Below are 15,707 nucleotides of genomic sequence, written 5' to 3'. Positions count from 1 at the left end.
CGCTCGCGCGGTTACAGGCCCATATGCTTGTGGATCAGTTCATTACTGAGTTCTGCGGTATCGCCGGCCGCCGCGATCTGTCCCTTCTCGAGTATGGCGAAGCGGTGTGCGGCGGTTCGGGCGAAGCGTATCTTCTGCTCGACGAGGATGATGGTCAGGCCATGGTCCCGGTTGAGCGACACGATCGCCTCTTCGATGTGCTCGACGATGTTGGGCTGGATGCCCTCGGTCGGCTCGTCGAGAACCAGGATACTGGGGTCGGTTGCCAATGCGCGGGCAATCGCCAGCTGTTGCTGCTGCCCGCCCGAGAGGTTGGTGCCGCGCCGGTGGAGGTGGTCCTTCAGGAACGGAAACAGCGTCCAGACCAATGGCGGCACCGAGGTCTGGCCATCGGCGCGCGCGTTGCAGCCGAGCAGGATGTTGTCGAGCACACTGAGCCCCGGCACGATCTCGCGCCCTTGCGGCACATAGCCGATGCCGCGCCTCGCCCGCTGGTAGGTCAGGTCGCCGCTGATGTCGGTGCCTTCGAACTCGATGGCGCCCTTGGTCTGCACGTCGATGCCGAGCAGGCTGCGCAGCAGCGTCGTCTTGCCGACGCCGTTGCGACCCATGATGCAGAAGACCTCGCCCTCGCGGATTTCGAGGTTGAGATCGTGGATGATGTGGCTGGTTCCGTAGAACGCGTTGAGGTTTTTGAACTTAAGCATGGCTGAGTGTCGCCGATCCAAGATAAGCCTCGATCACTGCAGGGTTGCGTTCGATCTCGTCGGCGGTTCCCTCGGCGAGCACCGCCCCCTGGTGCATCACGGTGATGGTGCGGCAGATGCGGCGGACGAAGGCCATGTCGTGCTCGATCACCAGAACCGTGTGGCCGCCGGCGAGATCCAAAAGCAGTTCCGCAGTCTTGTCGGTTTCGGCCGCGGTCATTCCGGCGGCGGGTTCATCGAGCAGGATTATCTTGGGCTCCTGGCTCAGCACCATCGCCAGTTCGAGCCATTGCAGCTGGCCATGCGACAGTTCCGAGGCCTTGCGCTTCATCGAGCCGAGAAGCCCGGTGCGCTCGGCAACCGCGACCTCCTTGTCGCTCGGTCCCCGCCTCACGCGCTCGAACAGGTTTTCGAAGACACGTACCCGGCGGTTGCTCGCCACCTGCAGGTTTTCCAGCACCGTCATGTCCTTGAACACCGTCGGCGTCTGGAACTTGCGGCCGACGCCACTGCGGGCGATGGCTGCCTCGCCGATGCCTGTGATGTTGCGGTCGCGCAGCCAGATCTCGCCTTCGGATGGCAGCGTCTTGCCGCACAGAAGGTCGAGCAGGGTCGACTTGCCGGCGCCATTGGCCCCGATGATCACTCGGAGCTCGCCATCGGCGATCGACAGGTCGACGTCGCGCACGGCGGGAAACTCATCGAACCGTACCGTCAGGTTCTGGGTCCGCAGGATTGGGGCAGCCGATGCGGTTGCTGCTTGAGGTGACCTATGAACGGCATTCATCGTTCATGCCTCCCTTGCCGACAGTTCGGATTTGGCGAAGCGTTCAGCCTTGCCAGGACGGTCGATGAACGCCTTGAAAATCCCGGCTATGCCATTCGGCATGAACAGCACGACGACGACGAAAAGCAGCCCCAGGATGATAGGCCACACCGGCTGGAAAGTCGCGCTTTCGCTGGCCAGCGAGCCGACGAAGTTGACGATCAGCGCACCGATGCAGGCCCCGAGCAGCGATGCACGGCCGCCGGTTGCCGCCCAGATCACCATCGAGATGCTGAGCGACGTCGCCATCAGCGACGGCGTTGCGAATTCCGAGGTGAGCGTGAAGAGCATTCCCGCCAGGCCGGCGACGCCGGCCGAGACGCAGAAGATGAAGAGCTTGTAGTTCTCGACGTCGTAGCCGAGATAGCGGGCACGTGCCTCGTCCTCGCGAATGGCCTTGAGCACCTGGCCGATGCGCCCCGTCAGCATGTAGCGGGCGAGCAGGATCACCGCGATCAGCGTCAGCGCAACGGCGTAGTAGGCGCTCGGTCCGTAGGGGTCGAACTCGAAGCCGCCGATCTCCAGCAGGGCCAGGTCGGCCAGCCCGTTGAAGCCGCCGGTCAGGGGCTGGTTGTTGATGATGAGCAATTGCCCGATCAGCGCGAAGGCCAGCGTGATGATGCTGACATAGACGCCGGTGGTGCGCCGCTTGAACATGACGTAGCCGATGCCGGCGGCCAGGATACAGGGCACGACGATGCCCGCTATCATGCCGACCGCCACCGAACGGAACGGTATCCACAGGAACGAGCCCGTCGTGACACAGCACAGGTCGCGAACCGCATTGGGTTCCATGTTGAGCAGCATCAGCTGCGGCACCGGATTGTTTTCCGGCACGGCGAGGGTCAGCGACATCGCTAGCATGTAGGCGCCCATTCCGAAGAACAGGCCCTGGCCGAGGCTGAGTATGCCGGCATAGCCCCACGACATGCTTATGCCGATCGCGCAGATCGAATAGACCAGATAGATCGCGACGCGGTTGGTCCAGAAGCTGTTGAGCACCAGCGGAAGCGCAAGCACAACGGCAAAGAAGACGACGTAGGCGATGATGGAAGCGGTGCGGTAAGTCATGCGCTCGTCCATGTTGCGGCCAAGCTCAGCGGCTCTTGGTGACGAAGAGGCCCTGAGGCTTGAACAGGAGAATGAAGATCACGACGGCAAACAGGACCGTCCGTCCGTAGACGTCGTTTGCCCATGTGGCGACGAAGCTCTGGACTTCGCCGAGAATGCCGGCCGAGGCGAAGGTGCCGAGCAGATGGCCGACGCCGCCAGCGACGACGACCAGGAAGGCGTCGACGACATAGGGTGTGCCCATGTCGGGCGAAACGGTCTTGAACCCCGACACAAGGACACCAGCGACGCCGGCGAGGCCGGAGCCGTAGGCAAAGGCCAGCATGTTGACGCGCTTGTCGTTGATGCCGCAAGCAGCCGCAGTGTTGCGGGCAACCGAAACGGCGCGCAACTGGCTGCCGAAGCGCGTCCTGTACATGACGAGCCAGGTGATGGCGCCGAGCGCCAGCGCGGTGACGAAGACGAAGGCCCTGTAGACCGGGATGTTGGCGCCGAAAAGTTGAATAGCCTGCTGCAGTTCGGCAGGAACCGGAACGTTCTGAAGGTCGGAGCCCAAACCATCGATCTCGACGCCGAACAGGCCGAGCCCGAAATGGATGCGGATCAGCTGCTGCAGGATGAGCGCGATACCCCAAGTCGCCAGCAAGGTGTCGAGCAGCCGGCCGTAGAGCCTGCGCACGACGGTACGCTCGATGATCAGCCCGAATGTCGCCGTCACCAGGAACGCCAGCGGCAGGCAGAGATAGATGTTGAAGCCGAGGTGCTTGGTTGCCAGCACCGTGGTGTAGGCGCCGATCATCACCATCTCGCCATGGGCGAGATTGATGACGTTCATGGTGCCATAGATGATCGCCAGGCCGAGGGCGACCATGAACAATATCGATGCAATGCTCAGGCCGATGACAAAAGTTTCCATGCCGCTTCCATCCGCGTTGGTCGGGGGCGTGCCGGCACGGACTCCGCGCCGGCACAGCTGGCAGTCCGGGACTAGAGCGTTGCCCCGCCCGTCGTGCAGACCCGCTTGTCGGCGGTCTCACCGACGCTGGAATAAGGCAGCGGCACCAGCGGTTCGGCGTACTGGTCGACGATGTCGAGCAGGCCGTCGGCGCGGGTCTTGCCGATACGCGGCGTCAGGTAGCTGTGCAGATTGTCGGGGTCGATGGTGACCTTGCCCTGGGGGGCGTCGAAAGACAGCCCGCCGGCACTTGCCACGATCGCATCAGGCGCCAGATCGCCTGCCTTTTCTGCGGCCATCGCCCACATGTTGACGCCGATATAGACCGCCTCCATCGCGGCGTGGGTCACGGCATCGGCGCCGGCATAAGCCTTGAATGCTTCTACGAACACCTTGTTCTGGGGCGTGTCGACAGTCTGGAAATAGGGCAGCGAAACATAGCTTCCGAGCGCATATTCCGGGCCCATCGCCTTGATCTCGACCTCCGTCGTCGTCGAGGCGCAGAGCGGCAGCTTGTCGAAGTCGTAGCCCTGGTTACGCAGCTCCCGGTAGAAGGCGACGATCGAGTCGCCCACCACGTTGGAGAAAATCACGTCGGCGCCGCTCGAGCCGATCTTGGAAACCATCGACGCCCACTCGGTGTGACCGAGCGGCAGGTATTCGTCGCCGACCACCTGCATACCGATCTTTTCGCAGATCGTCTTCGATGTCTTGGCCATTCCGCGCGGGAACGCATAGTCGGAGCCGACGATGAACACCTTGTTCTTGCCCAGGCTCTTCTGCAGCCAGGGCAGCGAATTTTCCAGCTGCTGATTGGGCACTGCGGAGCCGGCATAAAGCACGTTCTTGGAGCACTCCTCGCCTTCATACCAGGTCGGCCAGACGAGCAAGCCCTTGCGCCGCTCGACGACCGGCAGAACAGCCTTGCGGCTGGCCGTGGTGTAACAGCCGAAGATCACCGGAACCTGGTCCTCGATCGTCAGCTTGCGGGCCTTTTCGCTGTAGATGCGCGGCTCGGACGCCGGATCTTCGATGATGGCGCGCAGCTTGCGGCCAAGAACACCGCCCTTGGCGTTGATTTCGTCAATTGCCATCTGGGCGCACTGGTTCATCGATTTCTCGACGATCGCCGTGGTCCCGGTCAGCGAATACATGATGCCGACGGGAATCTCGTCGGCTGCCCAGGCCTTGTCGCCGAGACGCAGGATTGCAGGTGCGGCCAGTCCGACGGCCGCGAGGCCTGATGCCTTCAGAAACGTACGCCTATCGTGGTTTTTCATTGGTCCTCCTGTTCGCATCGTTGTGCGTTTGATTTTTTGTGAAGCCGCCCCATTCGCGACCAACTACAGGCTGTATTAGAAAATTATAATAAGCAATAGTTATTCAGTATATTTTTCTCCAAGCAAAACAATTGCTCAAATAACTATCCTCATCATCACAAATGATAATGAATAAATCGATCCACTATTTTGATGAAATATCAATCTGTTCTTCTACAATCGTAAGGCCCTCCAGGCCGGAGGCGACAGACCCGACCGAAAGGAGGTGAGCTGCCGCCAAGCAAAGGCGATGCCACGCACGCGTTCGCATGCGCTGACCAACGAGCGTCAAGAAGTGCTGCAGAGTTCGAACCAACGGCTGCCAACGGCCTTGTCGGAAGCCGAAAAACAAAAAAGCCCGCCAACTCCGACAAGGAGCTTGCGGGCTACATAGCCACTCGGTGCGGACCACATTGTCTCACACCGCATCGACGCCAAGCTTCACCCGGCGTCAATTATTTTTCATATTAGTCACGCATGTCCTTGAACGTCAAGAGCTCATGCGCGTTGATGATAGCACTCGCCAGATCGTCCATCGGTACGCGTTTGGCCATCGCTTGCCGGCGAATGTTCTCATACGCGTCCTGTTCACTAAGCCCTTGTGTTTCCATCAGAATGTTCTTCGCACGCAGGATACGGTTGTTGCCGGCCAGCTTCCGCTCCAGCTTGCGGATGCGCTTGCTGGCGTTCTGACGTTCGAGCCAGAGCGCGCGCGCGATGGTCAGATTGGTGAGCAGGCCAAACGGGCGGATCGGCCGCTCGATGACCGCAAGCGCGCCGCATTCCAGCACCACCTGCAGCGTGCTGGGGTCCTCATAGGTCACCACCGCCACCAGGGCCGGATCCGACGGCTCGACCGGCCGGAACAGGCTCAGGATCTTGTCGCGGTTCTCCTGCTCGATCGAGACCAGCACCACCACGGCCGATGGATTGATCGCATCGGGCAAAGGCCAGGTCGTCTCGCAGCTGCAGCCGATGCGCCTGAGATGCTCGACCAGCGCCAACCCCGCCTGGTCCGGCGGGTGTATGACTTGGACGCGCAAGCCCTTCAGGTCCTGGAGAATACTGGTTGGCACCGAAAACGATCCGCTAAGCCTTGCGTTTCAGCTGATGGGGTTTGCTCATCCAATCATCGAATGACGCCGTGACGAAATAGGGATCCGGCCTGATCCTCGTCTCGGACTGCCAGATGATGTCAAACTTGCCCTCCGCGTTGACACGACCGATACGTGACCACAGTTCGGTGTGGTGGTTGTCGGGGTCGATGCGTATCCGCCCTTGCGGCGCTTCGAACTCCAGCCCGGCGAGATGCTTGGCCAGCGCTTCCGGCTCATCCGTGCCAGCCAGTTCCAGCGCCTTGGCGTAGAGGTGAACCTGGAAGTAGGCGGCCTCGGCGCCCGCCGTTACAGGCGCATCGGCGCCGAACCGTTGCTTGTAGGCCGAAACGAACCGCCGCGCCTGAGGCGTGTCGAGCGTTTCGAAGAACGATGCGGAGGTCAGGTGTCCCGCAGCGATATCAGGCACCATCTCGGCGACTTCCGCTTCGGTGGTCGTCAGGCTGGCAATCGGCATCGTTGCGACGTCGAAGCCCGCTTCCTTATAGGCTTCGTAGAGCATGACCGCACCCGTGCCGACAACCGTCGACACCACGATGTCGGGTTTCAGCTTGACGATCTGCTTGATGACACGGTTGAAGTCCTTGCGGACCGCTTCGACGGGCACATAGATTTCGTCGAGAATGGTGCCCTTGGCCCTGGTCACAAGGTCCATGACAACGCGGTTGTATTCATAGGGGAATACGTAGTTCGAGCCGACCAGCAGGAAACGCGTGCCGTAATTCTCGATCAGGTAGCGCGCGAGCTGGACCGCGTTCTGGTTCGACGACGAACCCGTATAGAAGCAGCGCGTCGAATACTCGAACCCTTCATAGAAGGTCGGGTAAAAAAGCATACCACGATAGGCTTCGATTTCCGGCAGTACGGCTTTTCGGGCGGACGACATGTAGCATCCGAAAATGATCTTGATGCCGTCTTGGGAGAGGAGGCGAACGGCAAGCTCCTGGTACTTCTTGGCCGAACATTCCGGATCGTAGAAGACCGCACTTATCCCGCGCCCGCGAACGCCACCGGCTGCATTGATCTCTTCGATCGCAAGGCGCGTCGCGTTGGCTTCGGCCGTTTCGGCTGCTGCCGTCACTCCGCTATTGGAAAACAGGACGCCAATCCGCCAGTCACCATTCGCCATGCGATATAAGCCACCTATTGATCAGGTCGATAGAATACCACCCGGTCATCGGCGCGAGCCGGGCGGAGTCTGCTTTGGGAGATTTGGGAAACGCCACTGTTTCCAGTTCCATAGAGATATCCTGACCGCGCGGGAAAGGCAACGCAGCTCTGCGATCCAGCCACGCAAGCGGGGCGTGCCAGCAAGCAGTTGCGTTCCATGCCCTATCCGGCAGGAAAGGCGGCCGATGGACCGCCTCTGCGCAACGCTCGAACGCCTTCGCCACAAACCGTCAGGCGTTGCCGGTAAGCATGTCGTAAAGAGCCAGCGTCACGACATTGGTCGCCAGCACGAGGTCGTCGATCTTGAGCTTCTCGTCGGCACGGTGCGCATTGGCCTCGAGCATCGTTCGCGGGCCGGCGCCGTACAGCACCGTCGGGATGCCGGCGTTGCTGTAGTGCCGCGCATCGGTATAGAGCGGCACCCCATGCGTCGGGACGGCCTCTCCGGCGAGTTCCGAGGCATGCCTCTGCAACGCACCAGCCAGACGTTCCTGCCCATCGAGCGGCTTCAGCGGATTGGCCAGCATCAATTGCCGGACATGGCATTCGACGCCCGGCATCTCCCGCGCGGTCGCCTCGATGAAGGCGATCAGGTCGCTCGCCACCTCCGGACCGTTCTCCTCCGGGATCATCCGACGGTCGACACGCATCACGATCTTGTCGGGGACGACGTTTGTGTTGATGCCGCCAGAGATCAGCCCGACGACCAGCGACGGCGTGGTGATGCCTTCGACCGACGAGCGCTGCTCCGAAAAACCCGAGCGCAGCGAATAGAGCCGGCTCAGGATGTGCGTTGCAGCCTCGAGCGCGTCGATGCCTGTTTCGGGTCGTGCCGCATGAGCGGACTTGCCGCGGACGTCGATGTCGAGATGCAGGCAGCCATTGTGGGCAGTGACGACGCCATAGGACAGGCCGGCGCAGATCGCGTAATTCGGCTTGGTCAAGCCCTGTTGCAGCAAATAGAGCGGGCCGATGTCGCCGCCGACCTCTTCGTCATAGGTCAGGTGGATTTCGATCGTGCCCGACAGCTTCTCGCCCAATGCGCGCAGCGCCAGCAGCGCATAGGCATAAGTGACGAAGTCGGACTTCGAGGTTGCCACGCCCCGACCGTACATCCAGCCATCCTTGATCTCGGCGCCGTAGGGATCGACCGTCCAGCCTTCGCCAGGCGCTACGACGTCGCCATGCGCATTGAGCGCGATGGTCGGACCGGGGCCAAACGTATGGCGGACAATCAGATTGGTGGCGCTGATCATGCCGACGCTCGTAACCAGCGCGTCGGGCACCTTGTGTCGCTCGACCGTGAAACCAAGGCCTTCATACAATTGGGCAGCGCGATCGGCATGCGCTGCGCAATCTCCGGGCGGGTTGTCGGACGGCACCTTGACCAGTTCTGCCAGCATGCGCACCTGGTCGTCGCGATGCGAACGGATGTAATCCAGCAGACGCTCTGAACCGAGGCCGGGGCGTTTTGCGATAGGGTTCGGTTCCATTAGGGTCTTCCCTGAAAATTCTCGATGAAATGCAGGAGCACAGCCGCCCCCGTTGCAACGTCTGCAGCGGTGACCGACTCCTCCGGCGAATGGCTGATGCCGTCCTTGCAGCGAACGAAGATCATGCCGATGTCCGTGATCGCGCTCATCGCCATGCCGTCATGGCCGGCACCGCTGGGCAGGCGCAGGGGCCGCACCCCTGCCGCTTCGACAGCTGCCTCGATGCGGTCGACGAAATCGAGTGCGCATGGGCAGGACTTGAGATCGAGAATCTTGTCGATGTCGATCTCCACCCCCCGCCTTGCGGCGATGGCCCGCGCAGCGATGCCGAGTTCGTCGAAGGCGGCTTGGCGGATGCCGTCGGCCTGTGAACGCAGATCGACGGTCAGCGACACCTCACCGGGAATGACGTTGATCAATCCTGGATCCGCCTTGATGAAGCCGACGGTGCCGACCGTGTCGGGATGGGCCGAGGCTATGCGCTCGACCGCGAGCGCGATTTCGCTCGCCGCCAGAAGCGGATCCTTGCGCATGCCCATCGGCACCGTGCCGGCGTGGTTGGCCGCACCCTTGAGCTTCAACACAGCGCGCGTCTGGCCGCTGATCGCGGTCACCACGCCGACCGGCAGGCCCGAAGCCTGCAGCACCGGGCCCTGCTCGATATGCAACTCGACATAACCGATCAATTCGTCCGGCCGATGGGCGGCCGCCGCGACGGCCTCGGGATCGAGACCGAATTCGATCATGGCCTCGCGAACGCTGATGCCCTGCTCGTCGCTGGCGTTGAAGAGGTCGTCGCCGAACTGCCCTGATATGGCCCGGCTTCCAGCGAGCGTCGTCCTGAACCGTGTGCCCTCCTCGTCGGCGAAGGCAACGACCTCGATACCGAACGGCAGGCGACGGCCGTGGCCATGAAGTACTGCGACGCAGTCGAGCGAGGTCAGCACGCCGAGCGGACCGTCATAGCGGCCGGCATGGACAACACTGTCCATATGCGAGCCGGTAACGAGATAGGGCCCGCCGTCGCTGTCGGAATGGTAGCGGCCGACGACGTTGCCGGCCTCGTCGATACGCGCGTCCATGCCGGCATCGTGCATCCATCCGGCAATGGTTTCGGCGGCCGTGCGATGTTGCGGCGACAGATAGAGCCGCGTCACGCCAACGCCCGGCTCGCTGATGCTGCCAAGCTCGTCGCAGCGCCGCATGATGCGCCGCCCGGCGTCGGTTTCGTTGAGGTAAGTCGACATGATGCTATCCCGGAGCCTTGCGCCGCTACTGCCGCTCAGGTGCATGGTGCTTGTGCCAGTGGCGGGCGATTTCGTCGCGCCGGCAGATCCAGACGCCTTCGTGCTTCTGGACGTAGTCGAGGAAGCGCAGGAACGAAGCCCAACGCCCGGGGCGGCCGACGATGCGCAGGTGGAGCCCGGTGGACATCATCCGCGGCGTCCTGTCGCTCTCGCGATAGAGCACGTCGAACGTGTCCTTGAGATAGGTGAAGTACTGGTCGCCGGAGTTGAAGCCGGCGGCCGCCACAAAACGCATGTCGTTGGCTTCGAGTGTGTAGGGAATGCGCAGATGCTGCTTGCCGTTGACGTTTTCCCAATAGGGCAGGTCATCGGCATAGGTGTCGGAATCGTAGAGGAAGCCACCCTCCTCCACCACCAGCTTGAGCGTGTTGGGGCTGCAGCGTCCGGTGTACCAGCCGACCGGCCGCTCGCCAGTCACCCGCGTGATGGTGTCGATGGCAAGCTTCATCTGGGCGCGTTCGGTGTCCTCGCCCATCCACTGGTGGTCGATCCACTTCCAGCCGTGGCTGGCGATCTCGTGGCCGAGGGAGTGCATGATCTTGCCGGCCTCGGGGTAGTGCTGCAGCGCCAGGCCGTTGGCCAGAACAGTGGTGTTGATGTCGCGCTGCTTGAACTCGTCGAACACGCGCCAGAACGCGACGCGCGTGCCATACTCGTAGAGCGACTCCATGTTCATGTTGCGCACGCCGAACAGTTGCGGCGCGCCGATGATGTCGGAGATGAAGTTCTCCGAATGGGCATCGCCGTGCAGGACGCAGTTCTCGGATCCCTCCTCGAAGGCGACGATGAACTGCAGCGCGAGCTTGGCGCCGTTCGGCCAGTTGGCCATCGGCGGCCTGTTGCCGTAGCCGACCATATCGCGGGGGTATGACATTGTTCGATCCTTTCTACCTGTTCCGGACGGACGCCGGCCTAGTCGCGCGGTGCGATTTCAAGATGCTTCACCGATCCGCTCAGCCGCTTGGGCAGCGGATAAGCCAGGTCACCGAATTTGCTGGTGCCGAGCCTCAGGGCGACGATGCCTTCGACCAGCTTGGTTGCGGCGGTGACACCTTCGATGACCGGAACGCCGATCTCCTCCTGGATATGCGAGGCCAGGTCGGCCATGCCGGCGCAGCCGAGCACGATGGCGCCGATCTCGTCTTCGGCGACGGCGCGGCGGCATTCCTCGACGATGTCATGGCAGGCCGCCATGCCGGTCTCCTCGAGTTCGAGAACCTCGAGCCCGCAAGCCCGGACCTTGCGGCACTGATGTTCGAAGCCGTGGACCTGCAACAGATGCTCGCAGATGATCTTGGTGCGGGCGAGCGTGGTGACCACCGAGAAGCGGGTCGCCACGATGCTGGCAACGTGGAAGGCCGCCTCGGCGATACCGATTACGGGTCCGCGTGCGAGCTCGCGGGCGGCGAGATAGCCCGGATCGCCAAAGCAGGCGATGACATATCCGTCGACGCCAGCGCCCTCGCCCTCGTGAATCCGTTCGAGGATGCCGATCGTGCCCAGGGCTTCGTCGTAGTGGCTTTCGATCGACGGCGGGCCGCTCTCGACCGAGACTGACAGGATCTCGGTGCCCGGTGCGGCGACGCCTTGCGCGGCAGCCAGGTTCTTCCTGGCGAAAGCCGCAGTGGTCGTCGGATTGATGATCTCGATCTTCATGATCTACCCCTAGCCGCCGAGATAGGCGCGGCGGACGTCGTCGTTCTCGGCCAGCTCATGCGAAGGCCCAGACAAGGCGATCTTGCCCGTCTCGAGCACGTAGGAACGACTGGAGAGCTTGAGCGCCATGCGCGAGTTCTGCTCGACGAGAATGACGCTGACGCCATTGTCGCGGTTGATGCTGGTGATGAAGCGGGCGATCTCGCGAACGATGATCGGCGCGATGCCGAGCGACGGTTCGTCGAGCAGCAGAAGCCGCGGTTTGGACATCAGCGCGCGGCCGATCGCCACCATCTGCTGCTCGCCGCCGGACAGGCTGCCGGCCTGCTGGCCGATGCGCTCGCGCAGGCGGGGGAACCGCGTCAGGATGCCGTCGAGATCGGCGGCGACACCGGCGCTGTCCTTGCGGCGGTAGGCGCCCATCAGAAGGTTGTCGCGCACGCTCATGAACGGGAAGATGCGCCGTCCTTCCGGCACCATCGCCACGCCGCGCGCCACGATCTGGTCTGGCCCCTTGCCATCGATGCGCTCGCCGTCGAACCAGATCTCACCGCTCTCAGGCGGGGTCAGGCCAGTAATGGCGCGCAGAATGGAGGACTTGCCGGCGCCGTTGGCGCCGATGAGGGAAATGATCTCCCCCTCGCCGGCATTGAGGGAAACACCCTTCACGGCGCGAACCCGGCCATAAGACACGGCGAGGTCCCGGATCGAGAATTGCGCGCTCATAGGCCGATCTCCGTGTCTTCCGCGCCGAGATAAGCTTCGATGACCTTCTCGTTCTGCTGGATCTCCGCCGGCGTGCCCTCGGCGATCTTGCTGCCGAAGCTGACGACCACGATGCGTTCACTGACCGACATCACCGCGGCCATGTCGTGCTCGACCAGGATAGGCGTGACGCCCTCGTCGCGAATTTTGCGGATCAGCTCGACGCCGCGCTTGGTCTCGTCCGAGTTCAGCCCGGCAAACGGCTCGTCGAGCAGGATGAGCTTTGGCTTGGCAGCAAGCGCTACCGCGATGCCGAGATTGCGCAGCATGCCATGCGGCAAGGCGGCGGACACCGTGTTGGCAAGGTGTGCCATGCCGAGCAGGTCGAGTACGTGATCCGCGTATTCGCCGGCTTCCCGCTCGTCCTTCCTGGCGCGCGGCGTCCGGAAGATCATGCCGGCGAGCGAAGCCTTGCAGTCCTTGTGGTAGCCGAGCAGCACCGTCTCGCGCACGGTCATGTCCTGGAAGCTGGTGTTTTCCTGGAACGTCCTGACGATGCCGTGGCGGGCAACCGCATGCGGTCCGATGCCGGTAATGTCCTTGCCGTTGAAACGGACGGTTCCGCTCGTCGGGGTGAGGAAGGAGGCGATCAGCTTGAAGCAGGTGCTCTTGCCGGCGCCGTTGGGCCCGATAATGGAAAGGATCTCGCCCGCATCCAACGTGAAGTTCAGGTCGTTCACTGCGGTCAAGCCGCCGAAGATCTTGGTCAATCCGCGAACTTCAAGCATTGGATGCCTCCTCCGACTTGCCGGAGCGCCGCTTGATGACGCTCAGGATTCCGTTCGGCATGAGCAGGATGCACAGGATCATCAGGCCGGAGAAAATGACGGTCTGATAGCGCTGGAACTCATGCAGGAGTTCGAAGCTGCTCATCATGACGACGGCGCCTACCAGCGGGCCAACGACGAATTCGAGACCGCCGACGAAGCAGTAGACCATGAAGTAGACGCTATCGAGCACCTGGAAAGTGGTGGGGTAGACGTTCTGCTGCAGAGTGGCAAAGAAGGCACCGCCGACGCCGGCATAGAAGCAGCTGACCATGAAGGCGACGACACGATACTTGGCGACATTGATGCCAAGGCTCGACGCCAAATCCTCGTTCTGCCTAAGCGAGCGGAACACGGCGCCGACACGGCTGGTGTCGAGAAGCCACATGAACCAAAGGCCGAGCAGCATCAGCGTGCCGGCGAGGTAGAAGAACGGCAGCCGAGCGCCCTTTTCGAAGGCCGGAATGATGGTCAGGCCGAACAACGACAATTCGCTGGGAAGCGGAAGGTCGACGATGCCCTGGGCGCCATTGGTCAGGGCCGGGAAACTCAAAGCCGTCAGGCGGCAGGCCTCGGTGATGCAGAGCGTGATCATGGCGAAATAGACGCCCTTGAGACGCAGCACCGGCCAGCCGATCAGGCCGCCGAGCAGGGCCGCGACTGCTCCCGACAGTGGCAGGCAGATCCAGAACGAGACGCCGAGCCGCGACACCAAGATGGCTGTTACGTATGCCCCGATCAGCGCAAATCCTGCCTGGGCAAGGTTTGATGCGGCCGATGGCGAAGGTCAGCCAGACACCGAAGCTGATGAAGCTGACGGCAGCCATGGTGGTGAATACGTTGAGCAGGTAGCCATTGGCACCGAAGACCAGCGGAACGGCAAGGAAGTAACCTGCCGCGATCAGCAGCCCCAGCCCGATGGGCTTCAGCGAGGAGCTTCGCTGCTCGCTTGGGGACAGGTTCACATTTGGCATGGATATGGTCTTTTGCATGGTCGTCTCAGCCCCAGGGCTTACCCATGATCCCGTTCGGCCTCACGATGAGGAAGCAGATCACGATCAGGAAGATGATGAGAAAGGTCAGCGAGCCCGGCAAAAGCGCATAGCCGACAGATTCGAGGAAACCCAGGACGAAGCCGCCAAGGATGGCGCCGGAGAGCACGCCCGCACCACCGATCATGATCATCAGGAATGCCTTGATCGAGATCGCCGTGCCGGCACCGGTGTGAACGGCGAAGATTGCCACGAGCAGCCCCCCGGACAGGCCGGCAAGGCCAGTACCGAGGCCGAAACCCATGGCGGAGAGCCATTTGAGATTGACGCCCTGAAGAGCGGTCGCCTCGCGGTCCTGCGCCATGGCCCGGAGCGCTCGTCCGGTCTTGGTGTAGCCGATAAAGGCCATCAAGGCGGCGATCAGCATCGCTGCGACGACGATGACGACGATGCGTCCGGTGGGCAGCCTCGCATCGAAAACTTCGATGACGCCGGTTGCGATTGGGGGAACGCCTCGCTGCTTTTCGCCGAAGACGATCAGCGCCAGGCTTTCGAGGAACACCGCCGTGCCCATGGCCAGCAGCATCGTCACCTCCTCGCGCTTGACGCGCAGCATCACCGGCCGGAACAGGAACAGTTCCATGGCCACGCCGAGCAGGCCGACGATCAGGAAGGACATAACGAGGCCGAACCAGAACGGCAGCCCGAACACGACATTGAAGTAGTAAACGACGAACCCGCCGATCATGTAGAGCTGACCATGGGCAAAATTCACCACCTTCATGATGCTGAAGATGATGGTGATGCCGAGCGCGATCAGCGCGTAGGTCGTTCCGACGACAAGTGCATTGAGCATAACCTGCGTCATGCGAAGTCTCCTGTGCGAGGATGGACCTTCCGCCCATCCGCGGTCCGCGTCATGCGGACCTCATGCGAGGGAAGTGCGGGCGGCGGTCATTGGGGGCGAACCGCCGCCCGGGTTCGTCAGTCAGGGAGTTTTCCGACGAACAGCGGCTTGTATTCGCCGTTTTCGACCTGCTGCACGACGATCGGCACGGACACCTGACGCGGCTGGCCGTAGTCGGTGCGGCCGACATATTTCAGCTCGCCGCCTTCCTTGAGGAACGGGTTCTTGCCGACGAAACCGTCCAAGGCGGCCTTGAAGGCTTCAGTGTCGTCAAGGGCCTTCGGTCCGACGCTCTGCAGCGTCTGGATCATGATCTCGGGACCGTAGACATACAGGCCGGCGACATCGTTCCACTCACCCCAATCCTTGGTGTAGCGCTCGATGAACTTGACCATGAAGTCGCTGCGGATCGCTTCGGTGCTGGCGCCGCCAGCGGCGATGAAGCCGTTAGCTGCATCACCCGCAACCTCATAGATCGCCTTCGGGTCCTGTCCGGTCTCGGTGCTCATGGTTCCCGTGAAGCCCAGTTCGCGCGCCGCCTTGATCAGCGGGCCGACATCTGAAGGCGAAACACCCGACAGCACGATGTGGTCAGGCGAGGTGCCGATCACCTTGGTCAGGATCGGAAAGAAGTCGGTGGTGCCGGACTCGTAAGTC

15 protein-coding genes and 1 pseudogene are annotated in these 15,707 nt (G+C 62.2%); all 16 read right to left on the bottom strand.

Annotation, left to right across the window (positions count from 1 at the left end; all coding sequences use genetic code 11):
* Positions 1–11 precede the first annotated feature (11 nt).
* Positions 12–707 (bottom strand): urea ABC transporter ATP-binding subunit UrtE, encoded by a 696-nt coding sequence (urtE, locus tag DY201_RS27680; protein ID WP_115734550.1) that lies wholly within the window; start codon positions 705–707, stop codon positions 12–14.
* Entirely contained in the window at positions 700–1,494 is a 795-nt protein-coding gene (gene urtD, locus DY201_RS27675) for an urea ABC transporter ATP-binding protein UrtD (RefSeq protein WP_115734549.1), read from the bottom strand. The genes urtE and urtD overlap by 8 nt, the downstream gene beginning before the upstream one ends.
* A 3-nt stretch (positions 1,495–1,497) precedes the next feature.
* A complete protein-coding gene (urtC, locus tag DY201_RS27670; protein WP_115734700.1) occupies positions 1,498–2,604 on the bottom strand; it encodes an urea ABC transporter permease subunit UrtC in 1,107 nt (368 codons plus the stop codon).
* Between the two features lie 25 nt (positions 2,605–2,629).
* A complete protein-coding gene (gene urtB, locus DY201_RS27665) occupies positions 2,630–3,520 on the bottom strand; it encodes an urea ABC transporter permease subunit UrtB (RefSeq protein ID WP_115734548.1) in 891 nt (296 codons plus the stop codon).
* A 71-nt stretch (positions 3,521–3,591) separates the two neighbouring features.
* Positions 3,592–4,839 carry a transporter substrate-binding domain-containing protein gene (locus DY201_RS27660; protein ID WP_115734547.1) on the bottom strand — a complete coding sequence of 416 codons (1,248 nt, stop codon included), beginning with the start codon at positions 4,837–4,839 and terminating at the stop codon, positions 3,592–3,594.
* A 506-nt stretch (positions 4,840–5,345) separates the two neighbouring features.
* Complete coding sequence (locus DY201_RS27655) at positions 5,346–5,954, bottom strand: ANTAR domain-containing response regulator (protein ID WP_115734546.1); 609 nt, start codon at positions 5,952–5,954, stop codon at positions 5,346–5,348.
* Between the two features lie 13 nt (positions 5,955–5,967).
* A complete protein-coding gene (locus DY201_RS27650; protein WP_115734545.1) occupies positions 5,968–7,122 on the bottom strand; it encodes a transporter substrate-binding domain-containing protein in 1,155 nt (384 codons plus the stop codon).
* A 271-nt stretch (positions 7,123–7,393) separates the two neighbouring features.
* A complete protein-coding gene (locus tag DY201_RS27645; RefSeq protein ID WP_115734544.1) occupies positions 7,394–8,656 on the bottom strand; it encodes an ArgE/DapE family deacylase in 1,263 nt (420 codons plus the stop codon).
* Complete coding sequence (locus DY201_RS27640; protein ID WP_115734543.1) at positions 8,656–9,903, bottom strand: allantoate amidohydrolase; 1,248 nt, start codon at positions 9,901–9,903, stop codon at positions 8,656–8,658. Before DY201_RS27640 ends, DY201_RS27645 begins: the two co-directional genes overlap by 1 nt.
* 25 nt (positions 9,904–9,928) lie before the next feature.
* Positions 9,929–10,837 carry an allantoinase PuuE gene (puuE, locus tag DY201_RS27635; RefSeq protein WP_115734542.1) on the bottom strand — a complete coding sequence of 303 codons (909 nt, stop codon included), beginning with the start codon at positions 10,835–10,837 and terminating at the stop codon, positions 9,929–9,931.
* A 38-nt stretch (positions 10,838–10,875) separates the two neighbouring features.
* Entirely contained in the window at positions 10,876–11,619 is a 744-nt protein-coding gene (locus tag DY201_RS27630; RefSeq protein ID WP_115734541.1) for an aspartate/glutamate racemase family protein, read from the bottom strand.
* 9 nt (positions 11,620–11,628) lie between these two features.
* Entirely contained in the window at positions 11,629–12,345 is a 717-nt protein-coding gene (locus tag DY201_RS27625; protein ID WP_115734540.1) for an ABC transporter ATP-binding protein, read from the bottom strand.
* Positions 12,342–13,112 (bottom strand): ABC transporter ATP-binding protein, encoded by a 771-nt coding sequence (locus DY201_RS27620; RefSeq protein WP_115734539.1) that lies wholly within the window; start codon positions 13,110–13,112, stop codon positions 12,342–12,344. The genes DY201_RS27625 and DY201_RS27620 overlap by 4 nt, the downstream gene beginning before the upstream one ends.
* A pseudogene (locus tag DY201_RS27615) lies at positions 13,105–13,908 on the bottom strand (branched-chain amino acid ABC transporter permease); the annotation flags it as partial. The gene DY201_RS27620 and the pseudogene DY201_RS27615, both read right to left, overlap by 8 nt.
* Positions 13,909–14,150: 242 nt before the next feature.
* Complete coding sequence (locus tag DY201_RS27610; protein ID WP_067967374.1) at positions 14,151–15,011, bottom strand: branched-chain amino acid ABC transporter permease; 861 nt, start codon at positions 15,009–15,011, stop codon at positions 14,151–14,153.
* Positions 15,012–15,127: 116 nt separating this feature from the next.
* Positions 15,128–15,707, bottom strand: a 580-nt coding sequence (locus DY201_RS27605) for an ABC transporter substrate-binding protein (protein ID WP_147297345.1), incomplete at its 5' end; no start/stop codon positions are given.

The organism is Aminobacter aminovorans (assembly GCF_900445235.1).
In the GTDB taxonomy this organism is placed as follows: domain Bacteria; phylum Pseudomonadota; class Alphaproteobacteria; order Rhizobiales; family Rhizobiaceae; genus Aminobacter; species Aminobacter aminovorans.
This window is presented reverse-complemented; position numbering and strand designations above follow the sequence as displayed.

Excerpts from the sequence above, each read along its gene's own strand:
- urtE (WP_115734550.1), bottom strand. The coding sequence starts at position 707 with ATGCTTAAGTTCAAAAACCTCAACGCGTTCTACGGAACCAGCCACATC.
- urtD (WP_115734549.1), bottom strand. The coding sequence starts at position 1,494 with ATGAATGCCGTTCATAGGTCACCTCAAGCAGCAACCGCATCGGCTGCC.
- urtC (WP_115734700.1), bottom strand. The coding sequence starts at position 2,604 with ATGACTTACCGCACCGCTTCCATCATCGCCTACGTCGTCTTCTTTGCC.
- urtB (WP_115734548.1), bottom strand. The coding sequence starts at position 3,520 with ATGGAAACTTTTGTCATCGGCCTGAGCATTGCATCGATATTGTTCATG.
- DY201_RS27660 (WP_115734547.1), bottom strand. The coding sequence starts at position 4,839 with ATGAAAAACCACGATAGGCGTACGTTTCTGAAGGCATCAGGCCTCGCG.
- DY201_RS27650 (WP_115734545.1), bottom strand. The coding sequence starts at position 7,122 with ATGGCGAATGGTGACTGGCGGATTGGCGTCCTGTTTTCCAATAGCGGA.
- DY201_RS27645 (WP_115734544.1), bottom strand. The coding sequence starts at position 8,656 with ATGGAACCGAACCCTATCGCAAAACGCCCCGGCCTCGGTTCAGAGCGT.
- DY201_RS27640 (WP_115734543.1), bottom strand. The coding sequence starts at position 9,903 with ATGTCGACTTACCTCAACGAAACCGACGCCGGGCGGCGCATCATGCGG.
- puuE (WP_115734542.1), bottom strand. The coding sequence starts at position 10,837 with ATGTCATACCCCCGCGATATGGTCGGCTACGGCAACAGGCCGCCGATG.
- DY201_RS27630 (WP_115734541.1), bottom strand. The coding sequence starts at position 11,619 with ATGAAGATCGAGATCATCAATCCGACGACCACTGCGGCTTTCGCCAGG.
- DY201_RS27625 (WP_115734540.1), bottom strand. The coding sequence starts at position 12,345 with ATGAGCGCGCAATTCTCGATCCGGGACCTCGCCGTGTCTTATGGCCGG.
- DY201_RS27620 (WP_115734539.1), bottom strand. The coding sequence starts at position 13,112 with ATGCTTGAAGTTCGCGGATTGACCAAGATCTTCGGCGGCTTGACCGCA.
- DY201_RS27610 (WP_067967374.1), bottom strand. The coding sequence starts at position 15,011 with ATGACGCAGGTTATGCTCAATGCACTTGTCGTCGGAACGACCTACGCG.